Annotated in this window: 14 protein-coding genes; 7 read left to right on the top strand and 7 right to left on the bottom strand. The window is 74.1% G+C overall.

The genetic code is table 11. The features are described 5' to 3' along the window. Nucleotides 1–25: 25 nt before the first annotated feature. The gene (locus ACGFZF_RS35350; RefSeq protein ID WP_393561081.1) at nucleotides 26–1,783 is read right to left on the bottom strand and encodes a trypsin-like peptidase domain-containing protein; all 1,758 of its coding nucleotides are present in this window, start codon (nucleotides 1,781–1,783) and stop codon (nucleotides 26–28) included. After that, nucleotides 1,780–2,205: a CU044_2847 family protein gene (locus tag ACGFZF_RS35345; RefSeq protein ID WP_393561079.1), complete on the bottom strand. Its 426-nt coding sequence runs from the start codon at nucleotides 2,203–2,205 to the stop codon at nucleotides 1,780–1,782. The genes ACGFZF_RS35350 and ACGFZF_RS35345 overlap by 4 nt, the downstream gene beginning before the upstream one ends. Nucleotides 2,206–2,306: 101 nt before the next feature. Between ACGFZF_RS35345 and ACGFZF_RS35340 the strand changes: the two genes are divergently transcribed. Continuing rightward, a complete protein-coding gene (locus tag ACGFZF_RS35340; RefSeq protein WP_393561077.1) occupies nucleotides 2,307–3,038 on the top strand; it encodes a helix-turn-helix domain-containing protein in 732 nt (243 codons plus the stop codon). On the opposite strand, the gene ACGFZF_RS35335 is transcribed toward ACGFZF_RS35340, so the two are convergent. Further along, nucleotides 3,035–3,433, bottom strand: coding sequence for a VOC family protein (locus ACGFZF_RS35335; protein WP_393561075.1), 399 nt, complete (start codon nucleotides 3,431–3,433; stop codon nucleotides 3,035–3,037). The genes ACGFZF_RS35340 and ACGFZF_RS35335 overlap by 4 nt on opposite strands. A 170-nt stretch (nucleotides 3,434–3,603) precedes the next feature. Then, nucleotides 3,604–4,800, bottom strand: a complete 1,197-nt coding sequence (locus ACGFZF_RS35330; RefSeq protein WP_393561073.1) for a serine hydrolase domain-containing protein — start codon at nucleotides 4,798–4,800, stop codon at nucleotides 3,604–3,606. A gap of 429 nt (nucleotides 4,801–5,229) precedes the next feature. Here ACGFZF_RS35330 and rsgA point away from each other — a divergent pair, with 429 nt between their 5' ends. From rsgA to ACGFZF_RS35315, 3 genes are all read left to right on the top strand, one after another. Then, nucleotides 5,230–6,354 (top strand): ribosome small subunit-dependent GTPase A, encoded by a 1,125-nt coding sequence (gene rsgA / locus ACGFZF_RS35325; protein ID WP_393561071.1) that lies wholly within the window; start codon nucleotides 5,230–5,232, stop codon nucleotides 6,352–6,354. Nucleotides 6,355–6,550: 196 nt separating this feature from the next. Then, the gene (locus tag ACGFZF_RS35320; protein WP_393561069.1) at nucleotides 6,551–7,918 is read left to right on the top strand and encodes a bifunctional transcriptional activator/DNA repair enzyme AdaA; all 1,368 of its coding nucleotides are present in this window, start codon (nucleotides 6,551–6,553) and stop codon (nucleotides 7,916–7,918) included. After that, a complete protein-coding gene (locus ACGFZF_RS35315) occupies nucleotides 7,915–8,352 on the top strand; it encodes a GNAT family N-acetyltransferase (protein WP_393561068.1) in 438 nt (145 codons plus the stop codon). Before ACGFZF_RS35320 ends, ACGFZF_RS35315 begins: the two co-directional genes overlap by 4 nt. On the opposite strand, the gene ACGFZF_RS35310 is transcribed toward ACGFZF_RS35315, so the two are convergent. From ACGFZF_RS35310 to ACGFZF_RS35300, 3 genes are all read right to left on the bottom strand, one after another. Further along, on the bottom strand, nucleotides 8,327–8,728 hold the full coding sequence (locus ACGFZF_RS35310; protein WP_393561066.1) for a PPOX class F420-dependent oxidoreductase: 402 nt from the start codon (nucleotides 8,726–8,728) through the stop codon (nucleotides 8,327–8,329). The genes ACGFZF_RS35315 and ACGFZF_RS35310 overlap by 26 nt on opposite strands. A gap of 307 nt (nucleotides 8,729–9,035) precedes the next feature. Beyond that, the gene (locus ACGFZF_RS35305; protein ID WP_147980485.1) at nucleotides 9,036–9,518 is read right to left on the bottom strand and encodes a DUF456 domain-containing protein; all 483 of its coding nucleotides are present in this window, start codon (nucleotides 9,516–9,518) and stop codon (nucleotides 9,036–9,038) included. A gap of 204 nt (nucleotides 9,519–9,722) precedes the next feature. Then, entirely contained in the window at nucleotides 9,723–10,706 is a 984-nt protein-coding gene (locus ACGFZF_RS35300) for a helix-turn-helix domain-containing protein (RefSeq protein ID WP_393561063.1), read from the bottom strand. A gap of 231 nt (nucleotides 10,707–10,937) precedes the next feature. Here ACGFZF_RS35300 and ACGFZF_RS35295 point away from each other — a divergent pair, with 231 nt between their 5' ends. From ACGFZF_RS35295 to ACGFZF_RS35285, 3 genes are all read left to right on the top strand, one after another. After that, nucleotides 10,938–14,702 carry a S8 family serine peptidase gene (locus ACGFZF_RS35295; protein ID WP_393561061.1) on the top strand — a complete coding sequence of 1,255 codons (3,765 nt, stop codon included), beginning with the start codon at nucleotides 10,938–10,940 and terminating at the stop codon, nucleotides 14,700–14,702. Nucleotides 14,703–14,833: 131 nt separating this feature from the next. Continuing rightward, nucleotides 14,834–16,369: a protein phosphatase 2C domain-containing protein gene (locus tag ACGFZF_RS35290; RefSeq protein ID WP_393561059.1), complete on the top strand. Its 1,536-nt coding sequence runs from the start codon at nucleotides 14,834–14,836 to the stop codon at nucleotides 16,367–16,369. Nucleotides 16,370–16,396: 27 nt separating this feature from the next. After that, a complete protein-coding gene (locus ACGFZF_RS35285) occupies nucleotides 16,397–18,139 on the top strand; it encodes a pyruvate dehydrogenase (protein ID WP_393561057.1) in 1,743 nt (580 codons plus the stop codon). The last annotated feature ends 13 nt before the right edge of the window (nucleotides 18,140–18,152 follow it).

Here is an 18,152-nt window from a genome sequence, read left to right as displayed (position 1 = left end):
CGTGGACGGCGCACGGCGGCGCGGGTCAGCCGACGGGGGACCGGTTCAGCGGGCGTACCTCGGGAAACCGGCGCGGATCGTCCCAGACGAGGGAGAGTTCGGCCGCCCAGTGCGGCGTGGTCCCCTGGTGCACGAACGCCGCGCGGCGCAGTTCGAACACCAGCTCCGGCAGTTCGACGGGGGGAAGACGGGAGATCAGTGTGGCGAGCTGGTCCAGGACGGCGGCCCCCGCGCAACCCCCGGCACAGGGGCCGCCGGGCGGGCAGCCGGTGCGCGGCCACAGCACGATCGGAGCGGGCGCGTTGAGCGCGGCCCCGTGCAGCTCGCGGTCCCGGCCCGCCCTCGGCGGGCGGGTGAACCCCACCGGCCCGTGCACCTCCTGGAGCAGGACCGACAGCTGCGGAGCCCGGTGGGTGCTCCCGCAGCCGATGCGGTGCAGCGCCGATCCCTCCTGGCGGTCGAGCTCCTCCCACATCCGTTTGAGCTGGAACCGCAGCCGCCCCTTGGAACGCCGCTCGTGATCCATGACCACGACGGGCACGCTGCAGCCGAGCGGAGGCTCCTTGGCCTTGCTCCTGGTCCACTGCTCGACCGGCCGGTTGAGCCAGTCGCGAGGCAGGGAGAAGGCGATGAGCGGCCTGCCGCCGTCGAGTTCGTCGAAGGCCTCGTCGATCCGGTCCAGGACCCAGGGACGCACGTCGCCCGTGCCGAACCGTCCGGCGCCGACGAGAAGTCTGCTGCCGTCGCGGTACGCGGAGACCTCCGCGTTGACCAGATGGCGGTCGGCTCCGCTACGGCGCAGCTCGACGAGGATCGGGGCCCAGGGCAGGGGCGCCGGCGGGTCCGCCCGTCGGGGCGGGGCGGCGACCGGGGCACTCGTGTGGGCGTTGCGTGCGCGGTGCTCGCGCGACCACGACCGCAGTTCGTGGCGCAGATCCCGGTCGGCGGTCATGTCGGCCAGCCGGACGGTGAGTTCGGCGAGCGGCAACCGGCCGGGTTCCGGCCGGGTCTCGGTCAGGAGGTACCACACCCCCTGCCACAGGCCGGCGGGACTGTCAGCGGGCGGATCGACACCCAGCGTGCCGGCAGCCGCCCGGAGCAGCCGGTCCACCGAGGACGAGGTCGCGCCCATCCGGGAGACGAGCTCCCGGAGCCACCGCTTCTCCTCGGCCGGATACCCGGGTGTGGGGACGAGGTCGGCCAACGCGGGCAGGTGCCGCGCGATGACCTGGGACGGGATCATCCGCCCGCTGCGCCCGACGGGGTCGTACGAGGAGACCATGCCGACCACCGCGCCGCTGTCCGCCAGCATCGCCGCCGATCCGCTGAACCCGTGCGAGGGCTCCTGGCCGTACCCCTTCCAGAACTCCAGCTGGTTCCATTCATTCATGATCAACTGGTGGGACGTGGGCCGGAGTTCGCTCTGCACACCCTCTTCGGCGTAGCCCTCGGGGAAGCCGTACGAGACCAGCCGCGGAGGGGGGCGGTCCAGTGGCTGCTCCAGGACGGCGAACACCGCCGGGGCGACACGCGCCGGCCGGTCCAGACTCAGCACCGCGACGTCACCCGGGTCCGTCGGGCTGCCCGCCCAGCCGCCACGGGCCGTGACACGCGCCGGCACCGGGGCGAGGCCGGGCGCGCCGGGAAAGGAGACCATGGCGTGGTCGATGCCGTGGACCACGTGCGCACAGGTGAGGACGGAGCCGGGGCCGACGAGGAAGCCGGAGGCCGTCACGGCCCCCTCGTGCTCCACGCGCACGTGCCAGGCGGGGGAAACCGTCACCGCCCGTCGGCTCCCGCGGAGGGAGCCGTGCCCGAAGCGACGGTCGCGGCCGCCGGAGCTCCGTTCGCCGGCGCCGTGCCGGCCGCCCCGCCCCGCGCGGAGTCCGCGGTGGCACGGGCTCCCGGGGCCCAGGACAGGCGGACGGTCAGCTGCCCCTCGACCGTCGTCCTGGCGATCACCGCCCCGGCCTCCGCCGTCAGTTTGACGCCGAACTCCAGTTCCACCCCGTCCGGCGAGAGCGGGCCCTCGCGGAAGACGGTGAGCGCGGTCTCGGCCGCCGAGCGGATGCCCACGAGGGCCTCGTCGAGCGTGCGGCCCGCCTGGACCAGGGAGTTCCCGCCTCGCGAGACCAGCTTCGCCCCGGGCTGCTGGCCGTCCGCCTCCACCATCACCTGGGCGCCGCTCGCCGTGGTGAACTCCATCAACGTGCCCACAACTACCCCCGCGGCTCGATGCGTTGGACCGGCCGCCATTGTGTCCGACTCGTCCGCCCGATGTCAGCGGATCGGCCTACGCTGGAGGGGTGTACGAAGAGCGTCCCTCACGGCTGGACGGTGCCGTCGTCTGGTCCCGGACCGTCGAGCCCGGGGCCGGGACCGGGGCCGACCCGTACCCCGTGCTGCCGGACGGCTGCATGGACCTGCTCTGGTCCGACGGACGGCTGTTCGTGGCCGGCCCCGACACCCGGGCGTACGTTCCCGAGGGGCCGGTCAGGCAGTACGCGGGGATCCGCTTCGCACCCGGTGACGCGCCCGCGATCCTCGGGGTGCCGGCGCGGGAGGTCCGCGACCGGAGGGTCGACGCCGGGACCCTGTGGGGCGGGGCGGAGGCGCGGCGGCTCGGCGAGCGGATCGCCGGAGCCGCGGACCCCGCCGTCGCCCTGGAGGCCCTGGCCCTGCGACGGGCGGCGGACTCCCCGGCGCCGGATCCGCTGATGCGGGCCGTCGCGTCCCGGCTGGACGCCGGGCGGCCGGTCGCCGAGACCGCCGAGGCGGTCGGGCTCGGCGCCCGGCAACTGCACCGGCGGTCGCTGGACGCCTTCGGCTACGGACCCAAGACGCTGGCCCGGATCCTGCGACTGCAGCGCGCCCTCGCGCTGGTCGGGGCGGGTTCGCCCTACGCGGAGGCGGCGATCGCCGCGGGCTGCGCGGACCAGGCGCACCTGGCCCGCGAGATGCGCGCCCTCGCCGGGACGACCGTCGGCGCGTACGCCGCTGCGCGGCGCGAACGGCAGGAAACCCGCGACCACCCCTAGGGAGCGTTCGGGGCGAAGAGCGAGACGCCGCTGCCGTCCGGGTCGAGCACCACCGCGTAGCGCTGACCCCAGAACGCGTCCCAGGGCTTCAGGTGGCCGGCATGGCCGGCGGCGACCAGGGACTCGTACGTGGCGTCCACCTCCTCCGGTGTGCCGCAACGGAAGGCGAGACCGATGCGGTCGCCGCCCTCCGGGCGGGTCCAGCCCGGGTCGAAGGAGCGGATGACCTCCTCCGTGTCCCAGGCGATCCGCATCCCGCCGGGCAGGTCGGCCTCCACGTGCGGTGCGTCCTCGGCGCCGGGCGGGAGATCCAGCCCGAGTCGGCGGTAGAAGGCGAGCGAGGCGGCCATGTCGGAGACCACCAGGCCGATGACATCGAGTCGTGGTGCGTTCATGTCCGCACCGTAGGCAGGGTCCGGCGCGCACGTCTTGTACGAATCGGACGTGGCGCGGCGGGGCGGCCCGGCCGAGGCCCGCCGCGCCACGTCCGGCCGGCATCGCCCTGGTCACCGGGGACCCGGCCGCCCCCGGCTCCACCGGCCGCGGGTCCCGTCGGCCTGGCCGCTCAGTGGCGCCGCAGCAGGGCGCAGACGAAGTCCTCCTGCACGGCGCGCACCCGGGCCAGCAGCTCCGGCTTCAACGTCTTGTTGGTCTGCGTGTTGATCGAGAAGGTCAGGGACCGCTTGCCGTCCGGTGTCGCGGCGGCCAGCTGGGTGTAGCCGGGGAAGTTGCCGGTGTGCCCGTAGACGACCCCGCAGCGGGTCGTGTAGCGGAAGATCCCGAGTCCGGCCGCGTTCGTCCCCGGCCCGGCGGGCTCGGACGCCCCGCCCGGCACGACCGTCCGCTGCTGCCGACGGGTCCGCTCGGAGAGGTAGTCCCTGCTCGTGTAGCCGCTGATGAAGGAGGCGAGGTCCTTCGGCGTGGCCACCACGGCGCCGGAGGCCCAGATGCCGGAGGCGCTCAGGACCTCGCTGATGTCCTCCGGAGCGGCGGGCGGGCTGACGTCGTAGCCGTGCAGGTACGGCCGCGGCAGCCGGTAGCCCTCGGGAAGGCTGGTCTGCCGCAGGTCGAGCGGCCGGTACACCTGCTGCTCCAGGAGCCGTTCGTAGCGACGGCCGGTCGCGGCCTCGGCCATCAGGGCGACGGCGATGTTGTCGGAGTTCGAGTACGCGTACTGCGACCCCGGGGGGAAGGCCAGGTCCTGGTCCGCGACGAAGTCGAGCAGCCGGCGCGAGTCGAAGTGGTGCCGGGGGTCCGCCCTCAGGATCTCGAGGAACCGGGGCGCCGACGTGTAGTCGGGCAGCCCGCTGGTGTGGTTCAGCAGCTGACGGAGCTTCACCCGGTGCCAGTCGGCCGGCAGCGCGGGCAGCCACTTGCCGATCGTGTCGTCGAGCCGCAGTACGCCCCGGTCCACCAGGCGCAGGGCGACGGCACCGCTGTACGCCTTGGCGACGCTCGCGAGCCGCATGTGGTCGGTCGCCCGCGGCGGCCGGCCCGTCTCGACGTCGGCGACGCCGGCCCGGACGACCTCGGTCCGGTTCCCTCGGCGCAGCAGGGCGATCACTCCGGGCGGTCCGCCGGGGGTGGCGACGATCTCCTCCAACTCCCGCTGGAGGTTCCGCTCGGGGGACGGCGGTGGCCCCGCCGCCTGTGCGGGCTGCACGAGCCCGCACAGCGCCGCGGCGGCGGAGAGCGCGGCGACGGACAGGCGCGTACGAGAACGAGAACGAGAACGGGGGCGGGCTGCGAGGCGTGCCGGCACGAGGTTCCTCCTGAGGTGGGGGTGCCGGGCGGACGGCCGTCCGGCGGGTCGCGTCCGACTCAGCATCGGAGTTCCTCCGTCGCGCCGCCTGCGTGGTGCTCCATCCGGCCGACCCGGGCGAGGCGTCGGGGGTGGCTCCGGCGGGCGGCGGTCCCGGCGGGCGGAGGCCGACGGGGACCGGTCGTTGGTCCGTCCGAAAAAGAGGTGGCGGACGGCCCGCGGGCCTGATTACGATCTGCGGAGTTCGCCGGGTGCCGATGCGGCACCTGTGTAGTCGTGTGATTCAGGAGGTGTGACCGATGGCTGTTGTCGCGACGGGCGCTGCCCGCTTCCCGCTCTTCATCCACCCCACCTCCGTGGTCGCCGGCTGACCTTCCCACTTTCCGCGCCGTACGGCGCGTGCCGGGGCCACCCTTCGAAGGGTTCCCCTTGTCTTTCTCCTCTTCCGAGGCTTCCACTTCTCTTCAGGCTTCGCCCTCGCACGCCCTGGCTCCCTACGGCTGGGACGCGGGCTGGGAGGCGGAGTTCGCCCCCTACGCCGAGCAGGGACTGCTGCCCGGCCGCGTCGTCCGCGTCGACCGCGGGCAGTGCGACCTCGTCACCGCCGACGGCCTCATCAGGGCCGACACCGCCTTCGTGACGCCGCACGACCCGCTCAAGGTCGTCTGCACCGGTGACTGGGCGGCGGTCGAACCCGTCGGCGGCAACCCCCGGTACGTACGGACGCTGCTGCCGCGCCGGACCGCCTTCGCGCGGTCCACCTCCTCGAAGCGGTCCGAGGGCCAGATCCTCGCCGCGAACGTGGACCACGCGATCATCACGGTCTCGCTCGCCGTCGAGCTGGACCTCGGCCGTATCGAACGCTTCCTCGCCCTGGCGTGGGAGTCGGGCGCCCAGCCGCTGGTCGTCCTCAGCAAGGCCGACCTGGTCCCCGACCCGACGGGGCTCTCGTACCTCGTCGAGGACGTGGAGACGACGGCGCCGGGGGTGCAGGTGCTGCCCGTCAGCTCCGCGACCGGTGAGGGTGTCGACGTGCTCTCCGCCGTCGTGTCCGGCGGGACGAGCGTGCTGCTCGGCGCGTCCGGCGCCGGCAAGTCGACGCTCGCCAACACCCTCCTCGGCGAGGACGTGATGACCGTCCAGGCCGCCCGTGACGTGGACGGCAAGGGCCGCCACACCACGACCACCCGCAACCTGCTCCTGCTGCCCGGGGGCGGTGTCCTCATCGACACCCCGGGACTGCGGGGCGTGGGTCTGTGGGACGCCGAGTCCGGTGTCGGCCAGGTCTTCTCGGAGATCGAGGGTTTGGCCGCCGACTGCCGCTTCCACGACTGCGTCCACGAGTCGGAGCCGGGTTGCGCGGTGACGGCCGCCGTCGAGGACGGCGCGCTGCCGGTCCGCCGGCTGGAGAGCTACCGCAAACTGCTGCGCGAGAACCAGCGCATCGTCGCCAAGACGGACGCCCGCGTCCGCGCCGAGATCCTGAAGGACTGGAAGCGCAAGGGCGCGGCGGGCCGTGCGGCCATGGAGGCGAAGCGGGGCCGGATCCGCTGACGGGACGGGAAGGGACGGCGGGCAGGGGGAGCGGGGGAGCGGGCTGGAGGAGCGGGCGGTACCGGAGGCGGGACGCCCGCCCCCGTTCCGCCCCCCTCGGCCCCGCCCCCACCCCGCCCCCACGCCGGGCCACCCCGGCGTCACGTCCGAAAACCGCCGGTCGCATCCCCCGCGGGCGCGCACACTGGGACCTGTGATGGACGAGGACAGCAGGTACGAGGCGGTCAGCAGCAGGGACGCGCGGTTCGACGGCGCGTTCTTCTTCGCCGTCGAGACGACGGGGATCTACTGCCGGCCCAGCTGCCCGGCGGTCACGCCGAAGCGCAAGAACGTCACGTTCTTCCCGACGGCCGCCGCCGCCCAGGGGCACGGCTTCCGGGCCTGCCGGCGATGCCGGCCCGACGCCGTGCCCGGGTCCGCCGAGTGGAACGTCCGCGCCGACGTCGTGGGACGCGCCATGCGGATGATCGGCGACGGCGTCGTCGACCGCGAGGGCGTCCCCGGACTTGCCGGCCGGCTGGGATACAGCGCGCGGCAGGTCCAACGCCAGCTCACCGCCGAACTCGGCGCCGGCCCCGTCGCCCTCGCCCGGGCGCAGCGGGCCCACACCGCCCGCCTCCTGCTCCAGACCACGGGCCTGCCGGTCACCGAGATCGCCTTCGCGTCCGGCTTCGCCAGCGTGCGCCAGTTCAACGACACGATCCGCCGCATCTACGCCCGCACCCCCTCCGACCTGCGCGCCGAGTCCGGCACCGGCGCCGGGCCGCGCACCGCGCTCGCCGCCGGGGTGCCGCTGCGGCTCGCGTACCGGGGCCCGTACGCCGCCCGCGAGGTCTTCGACCTGCTCGCCGCCGAGGCCCTGCCCCACGTCGAGGAGGTGCTCGGCGAGACCGGTGCCCGCACCTACCGGCGCACCCTGCGCCTGCCGTACGGCACCGGCATCGTGTCCGTCGACGAGCGCCGCGGCGGACCCTGGCTGGAGGCCCGGATCCATCTCACCGACCTGCGCGACCTGACCACCGCCGTCCAGCGGCTGCGCCGCCTCCTCGACCTGGACGCCGACCCCTACGCGGTCGCCGAGCGCCTCGGCGCCGACCCGGACCTGGCCGAGCGGGTCGCCGCACGTCCCGGCGTCCGCTCGCCGGGCGCGGCCGACCCCGAGGAGTTCGCGCTGCGGACCCTTCTGGGCCCGGCGGAAGCCGCGCTGCTCGTACGGACGCACGGCACCGCGCTCGACGCGGTCTGCGGCAGCCTCACCCACCTGTTCCCCGCCCCGGCGGACCTCGTCGCGCACCCCGAGGCCGGTCCCCTGGCCGCCGCGCTCGCCGACGGGACCGTACGCCTCGACCCCGGTGCGGACCGGGACGAGGCCGAACGGGCGCTGCTCGCCGTCCCCGGCGTGAGCGCCGCCGTCGCGGGCCTCGTCCGGATGCGGGCACTGGGCGACCCCGACGTGGCCCCCGAGGGCGGTCGGGACGCCGCGGCCTGGCGGCCCTGGCGCTCGTACGCCCTGCGCTACCTGGACGCGGTGCCGGCGGCGGACCTGGCACCATTGCGGTCATGATCACGACCGACCGGTTCCGACCCGAGGACCGCGACGCCTGGGAACGGCTCTTCCGCGCGTACATCGACTTCTACGGCCGCAGCGAACCCGACGCGACGTACGAGCGGGCCTGGCGGGAGTTCCAGGACGGCAGCCGGCTGCACGCCCTGGCCGCGAGGGTCGACGGACGCGTCGTCGGACTCACCCACTTCTTCGTGCACCCCAGTACCTCGGGCCCGGACGTCTGCTACCTCCAGGACCTGTTCACCGAGCCCGAGTCGCGGGGCCGGGGGGTGGCCCGGGCCCTGATCGCCGCGGTCACCGACTGGGCCCGGACGCAGGGCTGCGGCCGCGTCTACTGGAACACCCAGGCGTCCAACGCCACCGCGCGGCGCCTCTACGACCGGGTCGCCCGGGACACCGGCTTCGTCAAGTACCAGATCGATCTTCCGTAGGGGCCGTCAGGCCCCAGCTGTGGACCCGTAGCGGGTGGATCCGGATGACCTCCTCGCTGAAGTGGGGCCCGAGTTCGTGCGGCCCGACGAGCAGTTCGGCCTCGCCCCGGATCTCCACCCCGCGCACCCGCCACGGCCGGACGCTCGCCAGGTCGTCGACCACCAGGGCGACCTGCGGGTTTCCCTGGAGGTTGCGCCACTTCTTCGACTTGCCCATGGCCATGCCCCCGACGAGCACCGTGCCGTCCTCCTGCGGGAAGAACCCGACCGGGTTGGCCTGCGGCCGGCCCTGGCCGTCGACGGTGGCCATCCGGCCGAGACGCTGGGTGCCGAGATAGGCGCGCTCCGCATCGCTGAATCCCTCGAAATCCCTCATGGAACCAGCGTCCCGCGCGGACCCGGCCACGGCATCGGCGTCCGGACCGATCCTGCCCCAGGACGGTGGACCTAGGTCCTGTCTTGCCGATCTTGCCGGGCTCGCGGTGTCCTGCGACTCCGTCTCCGGCGTTGTCGTCAGTCGCCAACGCTCCGCGTTGTCTCCGCCCCCACAGCCTTCGGCGTGGGAGGGACCCCCACCTCCGCCTTGGATCCGAAGCCCCAGGACGCCGCTCGCTGATCCGGCCTGATCGACAAGACACCCCCTGGGTCCTGTCCGGACACCCCCGCGGGGACCGGCCGGGGCGTCAGCCCCAGAGGACGGCGCCCGCCCAGGCGCCGACGATCAGCAGGCAGGCGAACAGCTCCACGAGCACGCTGGTCCCCACCGCGCGCATCACCGTCCGGGTGGAGGCCCTGGCCTGGCCGTGGCCGCCGAGGCGGAGGCGTTCGCAGAGGTAGATGCCCCCGACGAAGCCGGGGATCGCGCCGATCACGGGGATCAGCACGAAGCCGAACAGCGCCCCCAGGCCCGCGTACGTGACCATCCGCCGGGTGATGCCCAGCCCGCGGATCCGGCGCGGGGGCAGCTGCCATACGACCACCTGGGTGAGCAGGAGCAGAGCGGTCGAGGAGACCAGCAGGATCCACGCGAGTCCGGTCCGCTCGTGCAGCGCCCACCAGAGCATCGCGGCCCATACGAGCCACGGCCCCGGCACGCCGGGAGCGAGGACCCCGAACAGGCCGAGCAGCATGACCATCGCGACCAGCAACAGCTGCCACACACCCATCTGCCCAGCGTGCCGGACCGGCGGCGTCCTCGCAGGTCGCGGCGCCCGCCGGGGTGTGTGTCGGATCCCCGCCCCGAGGTCCGCCCCGCACCCTTCCGGAGGCCCCGCAGCAGCAGCCGCCCGGAGCCCGCGGAGAACGCCGCCCCGGAGCCCGCGGAGAACGCGGCCCGGAGCCCTCGGGGACCGCCGCCCGGGGCAGCCGTCCTACGTCCGGGCCACCCAGCCCTTCTCGTACGCGTGCCAGCCCAGCTGGAGCCGCGTCGTCACCCCCGTCAGCTCCATCAGGCCCTTCACCCGGCGCTGGACCGTGCGCAGGCCCAGGTCCAGCTGCTTGGCCACGCTGGCGTCCGTCATGCCCGCGAGCAGCAGGGACAGGACCTCCAGGTCCGTCGCGTCCGGGCCCGGGACCTCCGACTCCGCCACGTGCGCGCCCGCGCCCAGCCGCAGGGGCAGCGCCTCGCGCCAGACGGACTCGAAGAGGCCCATCAGGGACTCCAGGAGCCCGCTCGCGTGGACCACCAGCGCAGCCGGTTCCGCCCCACGGCCGGTCAGCGGCACCATCGCCAGGGTCCGGTCGGCGACCACCAGCTTGGTGGGCACCCGGTCGACGACCCGGATCAGCTCCTCGCGGCCGAGCGCCGCCGACAGCTCGACGATGCCCGACGGCAGGGTGAGGACCTCCCGCTCGACGACCACCCGGTAGGCCACGCCGCGCTCCGCCGCCAGTTCCTCGGCGTCGTTCTCCATGCCGCTCACGGCGATCGGCTTCCCGGTCACCAGCGCGCAGACCTCCTCGGTCGCGCCCAGCTGGAGCTGGAGGAAGCGGTGGGTGACCGCGCTCGCTCCGGTCACCACCTCGACGAGGTCGTGGACGGCCGGCTCGCTCGCTTCCGCCCGGTACTCCTCGGCGAGCAGCGCCGCCGCCAGCTCCGCCTGTTCCAGCTCGTGCCGCTGCTGCGTCAGCAGCGCGCCCAGCGCGACCCCCGGCGGAGCGGCGACCCACCGGCCGGTGCGTGCCGAGGACTGCGCGGCCAGGCCCTGGGACTCCAGTCTTCGCAGCGCCCGCTCGGTGTCCGACTCCGGCAGTGCCAGCCGGTGTGCCAGGTCCGTGACCTCGGCCGCGCCCAGCGCGACCAGCGCGCGGTACGCGGACTCCTGCCGTTCGTCGAGGCCTATCGCTCCGAGCATCGCTGTCCCCACCCCTCACCGGACGTCCCGGACGTCCCGGGACATCCCCGGACGTTCGTCGGACGCATTCGTTCCGTTTGTGCCTGGCGGGAATCGGCCACGGCGCATTCCCGCCGCGCCCATCATCCCTGCACCACCCTCACCTCTGCCAATGTGGCGCCACCGCAGCACCAACAGCCTCCGCACACGGCGTGTTTGCCCGCCTCGTGCCGGATTCAGATGGGGAGAGCGATGCGCCCGATTTCGCGTACGGCCCTGGGGGCGGCGACCGCCGCCGTCCTGGCCGTCACCGCGGTCGCGCCGTCCGTGGCCGCCGCGCCGCAGGACGACCCGGCCGCGGGCCGGCCGCTGGTGGGTGGCGAGGCCGCCGCCCGCACCGGCGAGCGACCCGCCACGGTCACGCTGGTGACCGGCGACCGGGTCCTGGTCACGCGGGACGACGCCGGCAACCCGGCCGCCGCCGCGCTGCCGCGCGAGGACGGGACCGTGCCCTTCGTCCAGACCCGGCGCGCGGGCCCGGACCTGTACGTCTACCCCGAGGCCGCGACCGCCGCGCTCGCCGCGGGCCGCGTCGACCAGGAGCTCTTCAACGTCACCGGCCTGATCCGGCAGGGCTACGACGACGCCGGCAGCGCGACCCTGCCGCTCATCGCCGTCTACGGCTCCGACCTCGCCCGGTCCGTGCCCGCCGCCCCGCGCGGCGCCACCCGCGGCCAGGTCCTGAAGTCGGTCGACGGCGTCGCCCTGCGCGCCGACAAGAAGCAGGCCACCGCCTTCTGGGCGGACGTCGCCGGAGCCCCCGCCGGGCGCTCCGCCGCCGGACCGAGGAAGCTCTGGCTCGACCGCAAGGTCGAGGCGACCCTGGAGCGCTCGACGAAGCAGGTCCACGCCCCCGAGGCATGGGCCGCCGGTTTCGACGGCAAGGGCACCAGGATCGCCGTCCTCGACACCGGCGCCGACGCCGAACACCCCGACCTCAAGGGCCGGATCGCCGCCGCGGAGAACTTCACCGACTCCCCTGACACCGGCGACCGCCAGGGCCACGGCACCCACACCCTCTCCACCGCCGGCGGTTCCGGCGCCGCGAGCGACAGGAAGAAGAAGGGCGTCGCCCCCGGCGCGGACCTCCTCAACGGCAAGGTCCTCAACGACTCCGGCTCCGGTGCCGCCTCGTGGATCATCGCCGGCATGGAGTGGGCCGTCGCCCAGGGCGCCGACGTCGTCTCCATGAGCCTCGGCAGCCCCGAACCGACCGACTGCACCGACCCGATGAGCGTCGCCGCACAGGAACTCGCGCAGAGCGAGGGCACGCTGTTCGTCGTCGCGGCCGGCAACACCGGCCCCACCCTGAACACCGTCTCCTCGCCCGGCTGCGCCCCCGACGTGCTGACCGTCGGCGCCACCGACCGCGACGACTCCACGGCGTACTTCTCCAGCCGCGGCCCGACGACCGTCCAGCACACCCTGAAGCCGGAGATCGCCGCCCCCGGTGTCGCGATATCCGCGGCCTCGGCGGGCGGCCGGGGCGTCTACGCCTACCGGTCCATGTCCGGTACGTCGATGGCCACCCCGCACGTCGCGGGCGCCGCCGCGATCGTCAAGCAGCGCCACCCCGACTGGACCGCCCGGCAGATCAAGGCCGCGCTCGTCTCCTCGGCCGAGAGCGCCGTCCCCGGCGACGTCCGCGAGGTCGGCGGCGGCCGGCTCGACGTCCGGGCCGCCGTCGGCCAGACGGTCCTGGGCGCCGGCGCCGTCCAGGGCGGCACCTTCGCCTGGCCGCAGCACCGGAGCGACCGGACCACGGTCTCCGTCCCGTACACCAACGTCTCCGACCGCCCGGTCACCCTCGCGCTCGCCGTGGAGAAGGTCACCGGCAACGACGGCTCGCGCGTCACCGGCCCGATCGCCCGGCTCGGGCACCGCACGGTCACCGTCCCGGCCGGCGCCACCGCCGAGGTCCCCCTGGACCTCGATCCGGCCGCCCGCCTGGAGCGCGCCCAGTACGGCGACGTCACCGGACGGATCGTGGCCACCGCCCCCGGCGGCGTCCACGTCTCGACCCCGTTCTCGCTGTACGTCGAGCCCGAGACCGTCACCCTGCGGGTCAAGCTGATCGACCGTCAGGGCAGGCCGGCCGGCGGCGCGTCCTCGCTCGACGTCATCGGCACCGACGACGCGAGCGGTGAGCGCCGCTTCAACGAGGGCGCCACCGACCAGGTCTTCCGGGTCCGCCCGGGCAGCTACTTCCTGTCCTCCTTCGTCACCACGCCCGACGCGGGCGAGGGCGCCACGCTGAACGACTCGCTCAGCTACCTGGCCCGCCCCCAGCTGGAGCTGAGGAAGGACACCACCGTCGTCCTCGACGCCCGCCGGGCGCACCGGCTGTCGGTGAGGACGGACCAGCCCGGTGAGTCGCGCGGCACCACTCTGGCCTTCGCCCGCTCCTGGGACGACACCTGGCTGCACTCGGGAACGGCCGGCGGCCCCCGCAGCATCCTCGGCTACTACGCCTCGGTCGAAGGGCGCGCGGACGAGGGCGAGTTCGAGTTCGGAAGCTACTGGCGCTCGGCCGCCCCGCTGATCTCCGAGCTCCGGACGGACGACGGCACGGTCCTGCACCCGGTCACCGCCTCCACCGGCTCCGACAACCTCGACGGCACCGGTTCCGCCCGGCTGGTCGACGCGGGCGCCGGCACCCCCGACGAGCTGAGGGCCGCGGGCGTCCAGGGCCGGATCGCCCTGGTCCGCCTCCCGGACACCGCCACGAACGTGCTCACCGTGGCCCGCAACGCCAAGGCGGCCGGAGCCGTGGCGGTCCTCGCCCACCGCGCCTCACCGGCCCGCTGGTACCCGGCCGCGGGCTTCACCGGAGCCGGCCTGCCGGCCCTCGCCGTGAGCTCGGCGGAAGGCGCGGCGCTGCTCGCCCGGCTGGCCGCCGGGGAGGTCACGCTGTCCTGGAAGGCCACGGCGAAGAGCCCCTACCTCTACAACCTGGCGTTCCAGGAGACCGGTTCGATCCGCGACGACAGGAACTACCGGGTCCGTGACGGGCAGTTGGGCCGCACCGAGTCCACGTACGGCTCCATGGGCGTCGCCACCGACTTCGTGGACAGCCCGGCGGCCTACCGGCCCAACGGCACCGGGGTCTTCTTCGGCGCGGTGGAGACCGTGCCCGCGCCCGGCACGCGTACGGAGTTCTACTCCGCCGGGGACACCCGGTGGGAGCAGGTGCTGTCCTCCAGCTTCCCGTTCGGCGAGTTCATGATGGGGGCCAGGCACGCCTACCGGGCGGGGGAGAAGCGCACGGAGCGCTGGTACGACGGCGTCGTCGCCCCGACCGCGCCGCTGGACGCGGCGGGCCTGCCGGTCCTCGTCGCCGAGCGGCAGGGCAACCTCGTCGGCTTCGCCGACGCCCTGTGGGGCGACGGCAGCCACTACGCCCAGTCCGGCTCGTTCGGCGACATCGGCAACCTCCGGCTGAGCAAGGACGGCGTGGAACTCGGCGCGTCCGGATGGCCGTTCGGGGTCTTCGAAGTCCCGTCCGAAGAAGGCGCGTACACTCTCGAACAGAACACCAGGAAGCTCGGCAGCAAGGTGTGGGAGCGCTCCACCTCCGTCAACTCGGTCTGGAATTTCACCTCCAAGCTCGATGAGACGGTCTACTCTCAGGGCATCCCGATTCTCTTCCCCCGGTACGACCTGCCGGAGGACGGACTCAAGACCCTCGCCGCCGACGACGGCCAGCGGATCGGTCTGACCGTGACGGGTCACGCGGGCTACCAGCCCGGTGCGCTCACCTCGGTCGGACTCGCCTACTCGTACGACGGCGGTACGACCTGGACGCAGGCCGAGGTGTCGCAGCAGGGCGGTCGGTGGACCGCGACCGTGAACCACGCGGGCGCGGCCGGCAAGCCGGTCACCCTGAAAGCCGAACTGACGGACGCCCACGGCAACTCCGTCACCCAGACCGTGGTCCGCGCTTACGACGTGCGCTGATCACGCCGGTCCGCCGGGCGTCCTTCCCGTGGGGGGTGGGGTCGCTCGGCGGACCACCCTTTTTCGTGCCTCTTCCCGCGCATTTCCGGATGTCCCGTTTTCGGGCGGGCTGCGCGGTGGACAATAGGGGCATGACTCAGCAGGGGGACAACTGGTGGGACAAGCTCTACGACGAGTCGGTACCGGAGACGGGGCCGACGGCGACGGGCGACACACTGGACGACCGCTTCGACTCGGCCGCCCTGGCCACGGCGGACGGGGCCGAACCGCCGCCCGCCGCCCCGCCCCCGCCTGACGGCGCGCCGTGGGAGACCCGGCCCGTGAGCGGCGGCGCCCCGCGGACGGTCCCCGCCGAGCCGCCCCGCCCGCCGGCGCCGCCCGTCCCCGCCACCCCGCCCGACCCCGGGCCGCCGCCGGCCCGGCCGGCCGAGGCGCCCACGGTCCGGGCCCCGCTGCCGGGCACCCCCGGCGCCGCAGCCCCCCGCACCGAGGCGCCGATCCGCGAGGTCCGGGTCTCCGAGATCCCGGCCTTCGAAGTGCCGCACTACGAGGTGCCCCCCTACGAGGCGCCCGCCCCCTGGAGCGCCACCCCCGAGGCGCCCGCGCCCGAGCCCCCTTCGCCCGAGCCTCCCGGGTCCGCCGCACCCGAGCCGACCGTCGAGGTGTCCGTCCCCCGGCCCCGTACCGGCCATATCGGAAGCGGCCCGCCCACCTACGAGCCGGAGCCCACCGCGCTGCCCGCGGCCCACCCCGGCGAGCTGGCCGACCTCGTCTCCGACACCGTCCTCGACGGCGCCCGCTACGGCGTCTGCACCCTGCGGGCCGCCGCCGTCCGGGGCGACTCCGCGCGTTATCGCGGCGAACCCCGCCGCGACGCCCTGCTCACCGCCCGCTTCGGCCACGACGAGTCCGCGCTCGTCCTCGTGGCCGTGGCGGCCGGCGCCCGCGCCGCCGAGGGCGCCCACCGCGCCGCCGCCGACGCCTGCCAGTGGATCGGCGAGGCCGTCGGCCGCAGCCACTCCCGGCTCGCCGAGGACATCCGGGCGGGTCGCCGCGGAGACCTCAAGTCCGGCCTCCACCGCCTCACCGACCGCACCTACGGCCGGCTCCGGGCCCGGGCGGCGGACCGGGGCGTGGCACCGGAGGAGTACACCGCGAGCCTGCGCTGCCTGCTCCTGTCCGCCGATCCCGACTGCCGCACCCGCGTCTTCTTCGGCATCGGCCGCGGTGGGCTCTTCCGGCTCCGCGACGGCGCCTGGCAGGACATCGAGCCGCTCGTCCCCGAATCCTCGGCGCTCGCCGGCGCACCCGTCGTCGGCTTCGGCTCGCCGTCCCCGGACGTCCCGGAGGCGACGCCGGAAGGCGACCGGCTCACCATGGACCTCGGCATCGCCACCGCTCCCGGCCCCTTCGTCGAGGACCCGCTGCCGCCGCCCGCCGAACCCTTCCGCTTCCGTGCCTCCGTCGCCCGGCCCGGCGACATACTGCTGCTCGCCTCGAACGGCCTCGCCGAGCCGATGCGCGGTCAACCCGCCCTCGCCGAGGAGCTCGCCGCCCGCTGGGCCGCGCCCGAACCGCCCGGGCTCGCCGCCTTCCTCGCCGACGTCCAGCTGAGGGTGAAGGGCTACGCCGACGACCGCACGGGGGCCGCGGTCTGGGAGGCGTGACGGCGCAGCCCATGGGTTGATGGACCCATGGCCAAACAGAATGTCGCTGAACAGTTCGTCGACATCCTCGTCCGGGCGGGCGTGCGACGCCTCTACGGAGTCGTCGGCGACAGCCTGAACCCCGTCGTCGACGCCATCCGCCGCACCCCCGACATCGACTGGATCCAGGTCCGCCACGAGGAGGTCGCCGCGTTCGCCGCGGGGGCCGAAGCCCAGATCACCGGTCGGCTCGCGGCCTGCGCGGGGTCCTGCGGCCCGGGGAACCTGCACCTCATCAACGGCCTGTACGACGCACACCGCTCGATGGCCCCGGTGCTGGCCCTGGCCTCGCACATCCCGTCCGGCGAGATCGGCCTGGGCTTCTTCCAGGAGACCCATCCCGACCGCCTCTTCAGCGAGTGCAGCCACTACAGCGAGCTGATCTCCAACCCGCGCCAGATGCCCCGGCTGCTGCACACGGCGATCCAGCACGCCGTCGGCCAGAGCGGCGTCAGCGTCGTGGCGCTGCCCGGCGACGTGGCCTCCGAACCGGCCCCGGAGAAGACGGTCGAGACGGCACTCGTCACCTCCCGACCCACCGTCCGGCCGAGCGACGCCGAGATCGAGGCCCTGGCCCGGATGATCGACGACGCCGAACGGGTGACGCTGTTCTGCGGCAGCGGGACCGCCGGCGCGCACCCCGAGGTGATGCAGTTCGCCGAACGCGTCAAGTCGCCGGTGGGCCACGCCCTGCGCGGCAAGGAATGGATCCAGTACGACAACCCCTTCGACGTCGGCATGAGCGGACTGCTCGGCTACGGCGCCGCGTACGAGGCCACCCACGAGTGCGACCTGCTGATCCTGCTCGGCACGGACTTCCCGTACAACGCCTTCCTTCCCGACGACGTGCGGATCGTCCAGGTCGACGTCCGGCCCGAGCGCCTCGGCCGGCGCTCCAAGCTCGACCTGGCCGTCTGGGGGGACGTGCGCGAGACGCTTCGCTGTCTGCTGCCCCGGGTCCGTGCCAAGACGGACCGCCGCTTCCTCGACAAGATGCTGAAGAAGCACGCGGACGCCCTCGAAGGCGTGGTCAAGGCGTACACCCGCAAGGTCGAGAAGCACGTCCCGATCCACCCCGAGTACGTGGCCTCGGTCCTCGACGAACTCGCCGACGACGACGCCGTGTTCACCGTCGACACCGGCATGTGCAACGTCTGGGCCGCCCGCTACATCTCGCCCAACGGCCGTCGTCGCATCCTCGGCTCCTTCTCCCACGGCTCGATGGCCAACGCCCTCCCGCAGGCGATCGGCGCGCAGTTCACGGACCGGGGGCGCCAGGTCGTCTCGATGTCCGGCGACGGCGGATTCTCCATGCTGATGGGCGACTTCCTCACCCTGGTCCAGTACGACCTGCCGGTGAAGATCGTGCTCTTCAACAACTCCGCCCTCAGCATGGTCGAGTTGGAGATGCTGGTGGCCGGACTCCCTTCGTACGGGACGACCAACCGCAACCCCGACTTCGCCGCCATCGCCCGCGCGGCCGGGGCGTACGGGGTCCGTGTCGAGAAGCCCAAGCAGCTCGCGGGCGCGCTGAAGGACGCGTTCAAGCACAAGGGTCCGGCCCTGGTCGACGTGGTCACCGATCCCAACGCGCTCTCGATCCCGCCCAGGATCAGCGCCGAGATGGTGACCGGATTCGCCCTCTCCGCCAGCAAGATCGTGCTCGACGGGGGAGTGGGCCGCATGCTCCAGATGGCCCGGTCCAACCTCCGCAACCTGCCCAGACCGTGACGACGGAATTCGC

The organism is Streptomyces sp. NPDC048338 (genome assembly GCF_043201055.1).
GTDB lineage: Bacteria > Actinomycetota > Actinomycetes > Streptomycetales > Streptomycetaceae > Streptomyces.
This window is presented reverse-complemented; position numbering and strand designations above follow the sequence as displayed.

What these genes read in the sequence shown, in the direction of transcription:
- ACGFZF_RS35345 (WP_393561079.1), bottom strand. Translation starts at nt 2,205, where the DNA reads ATGGAGTTCACCACGGCGAGCGGCGCCCAGGTGATGGTGGAGGCGGAC.
- ACGFZF_RS35335 (WP_393561075.1), bottom strand. Translation starts at nt 3,433, where the DNA reads ATGAACGCACCACGACTCGATGTCATCGGCCTGGTGGTCTCCGACATG.
- ACGFZF_RS35320 (WP_393561069.1), top strand. Translation starts at nt 6,551, where the DNA reads ATGGACGAGGACAGCAGGTACGAGGCGGTCAGCAGCAGGGACGCGCGG.
- ACGFZF_RS35315 (WP_393561068.1), top strand. Translation starts at nt 7,915, where the DNA reads ATGATCACGACCGACCGGTTCCGACCCGAGGACCGCGACGCCTGGGAA.
- ACGFZF_RS35310 (WP_393561066.1), bottom strand. Translation starts at nt 8,728, where the DNA reads ATGAGGGATTTCGAGGGATTCAGCGATGCGGAGCGCGCCTATCTCGGC.
- ACGFZF_RS35305 (WP_147980485.1), bottom strand. Translation starts at nt 9,518, where the DNA reads ATGGGTGTGTGGCAGCTGTTGCTGGTCGCGATGGTCATGCTGCTCGGC.
- ACGFZF_RS35300 (WP_393561063.1), bottom strand. Translation starts at nt 10,706, where the DNA reads ATGCTCGGAGCGATAGGCCTCGACGAACGGCAGGAGTCCGCGTACCGC.
- ACGFZF_RS35295 (WP_393561061.1), top strand. Translation starts at nt 10,938, where the DNA reads ATGCGCCCGATTTCGCGTACGGCCCTGGGGGCGGCGACCGCCGCCGTC.
- ACGFZF_RS35290 (WP_393561059.1), top strand. Translation starts at nt 14,834, where the DNA reads ATGACTCAGCAGGGGGACAACTGGTGGGACAAGCTCTACGACGAGTCG.
- ACGFZF_RS35285 (WP_393561057.1), top strand. Translation starts at nt 16,397, where the DNA reads ATGGCCAAACAGAATGTCGCTGAACAGTTCGTCGACATCCTCGTCCGG.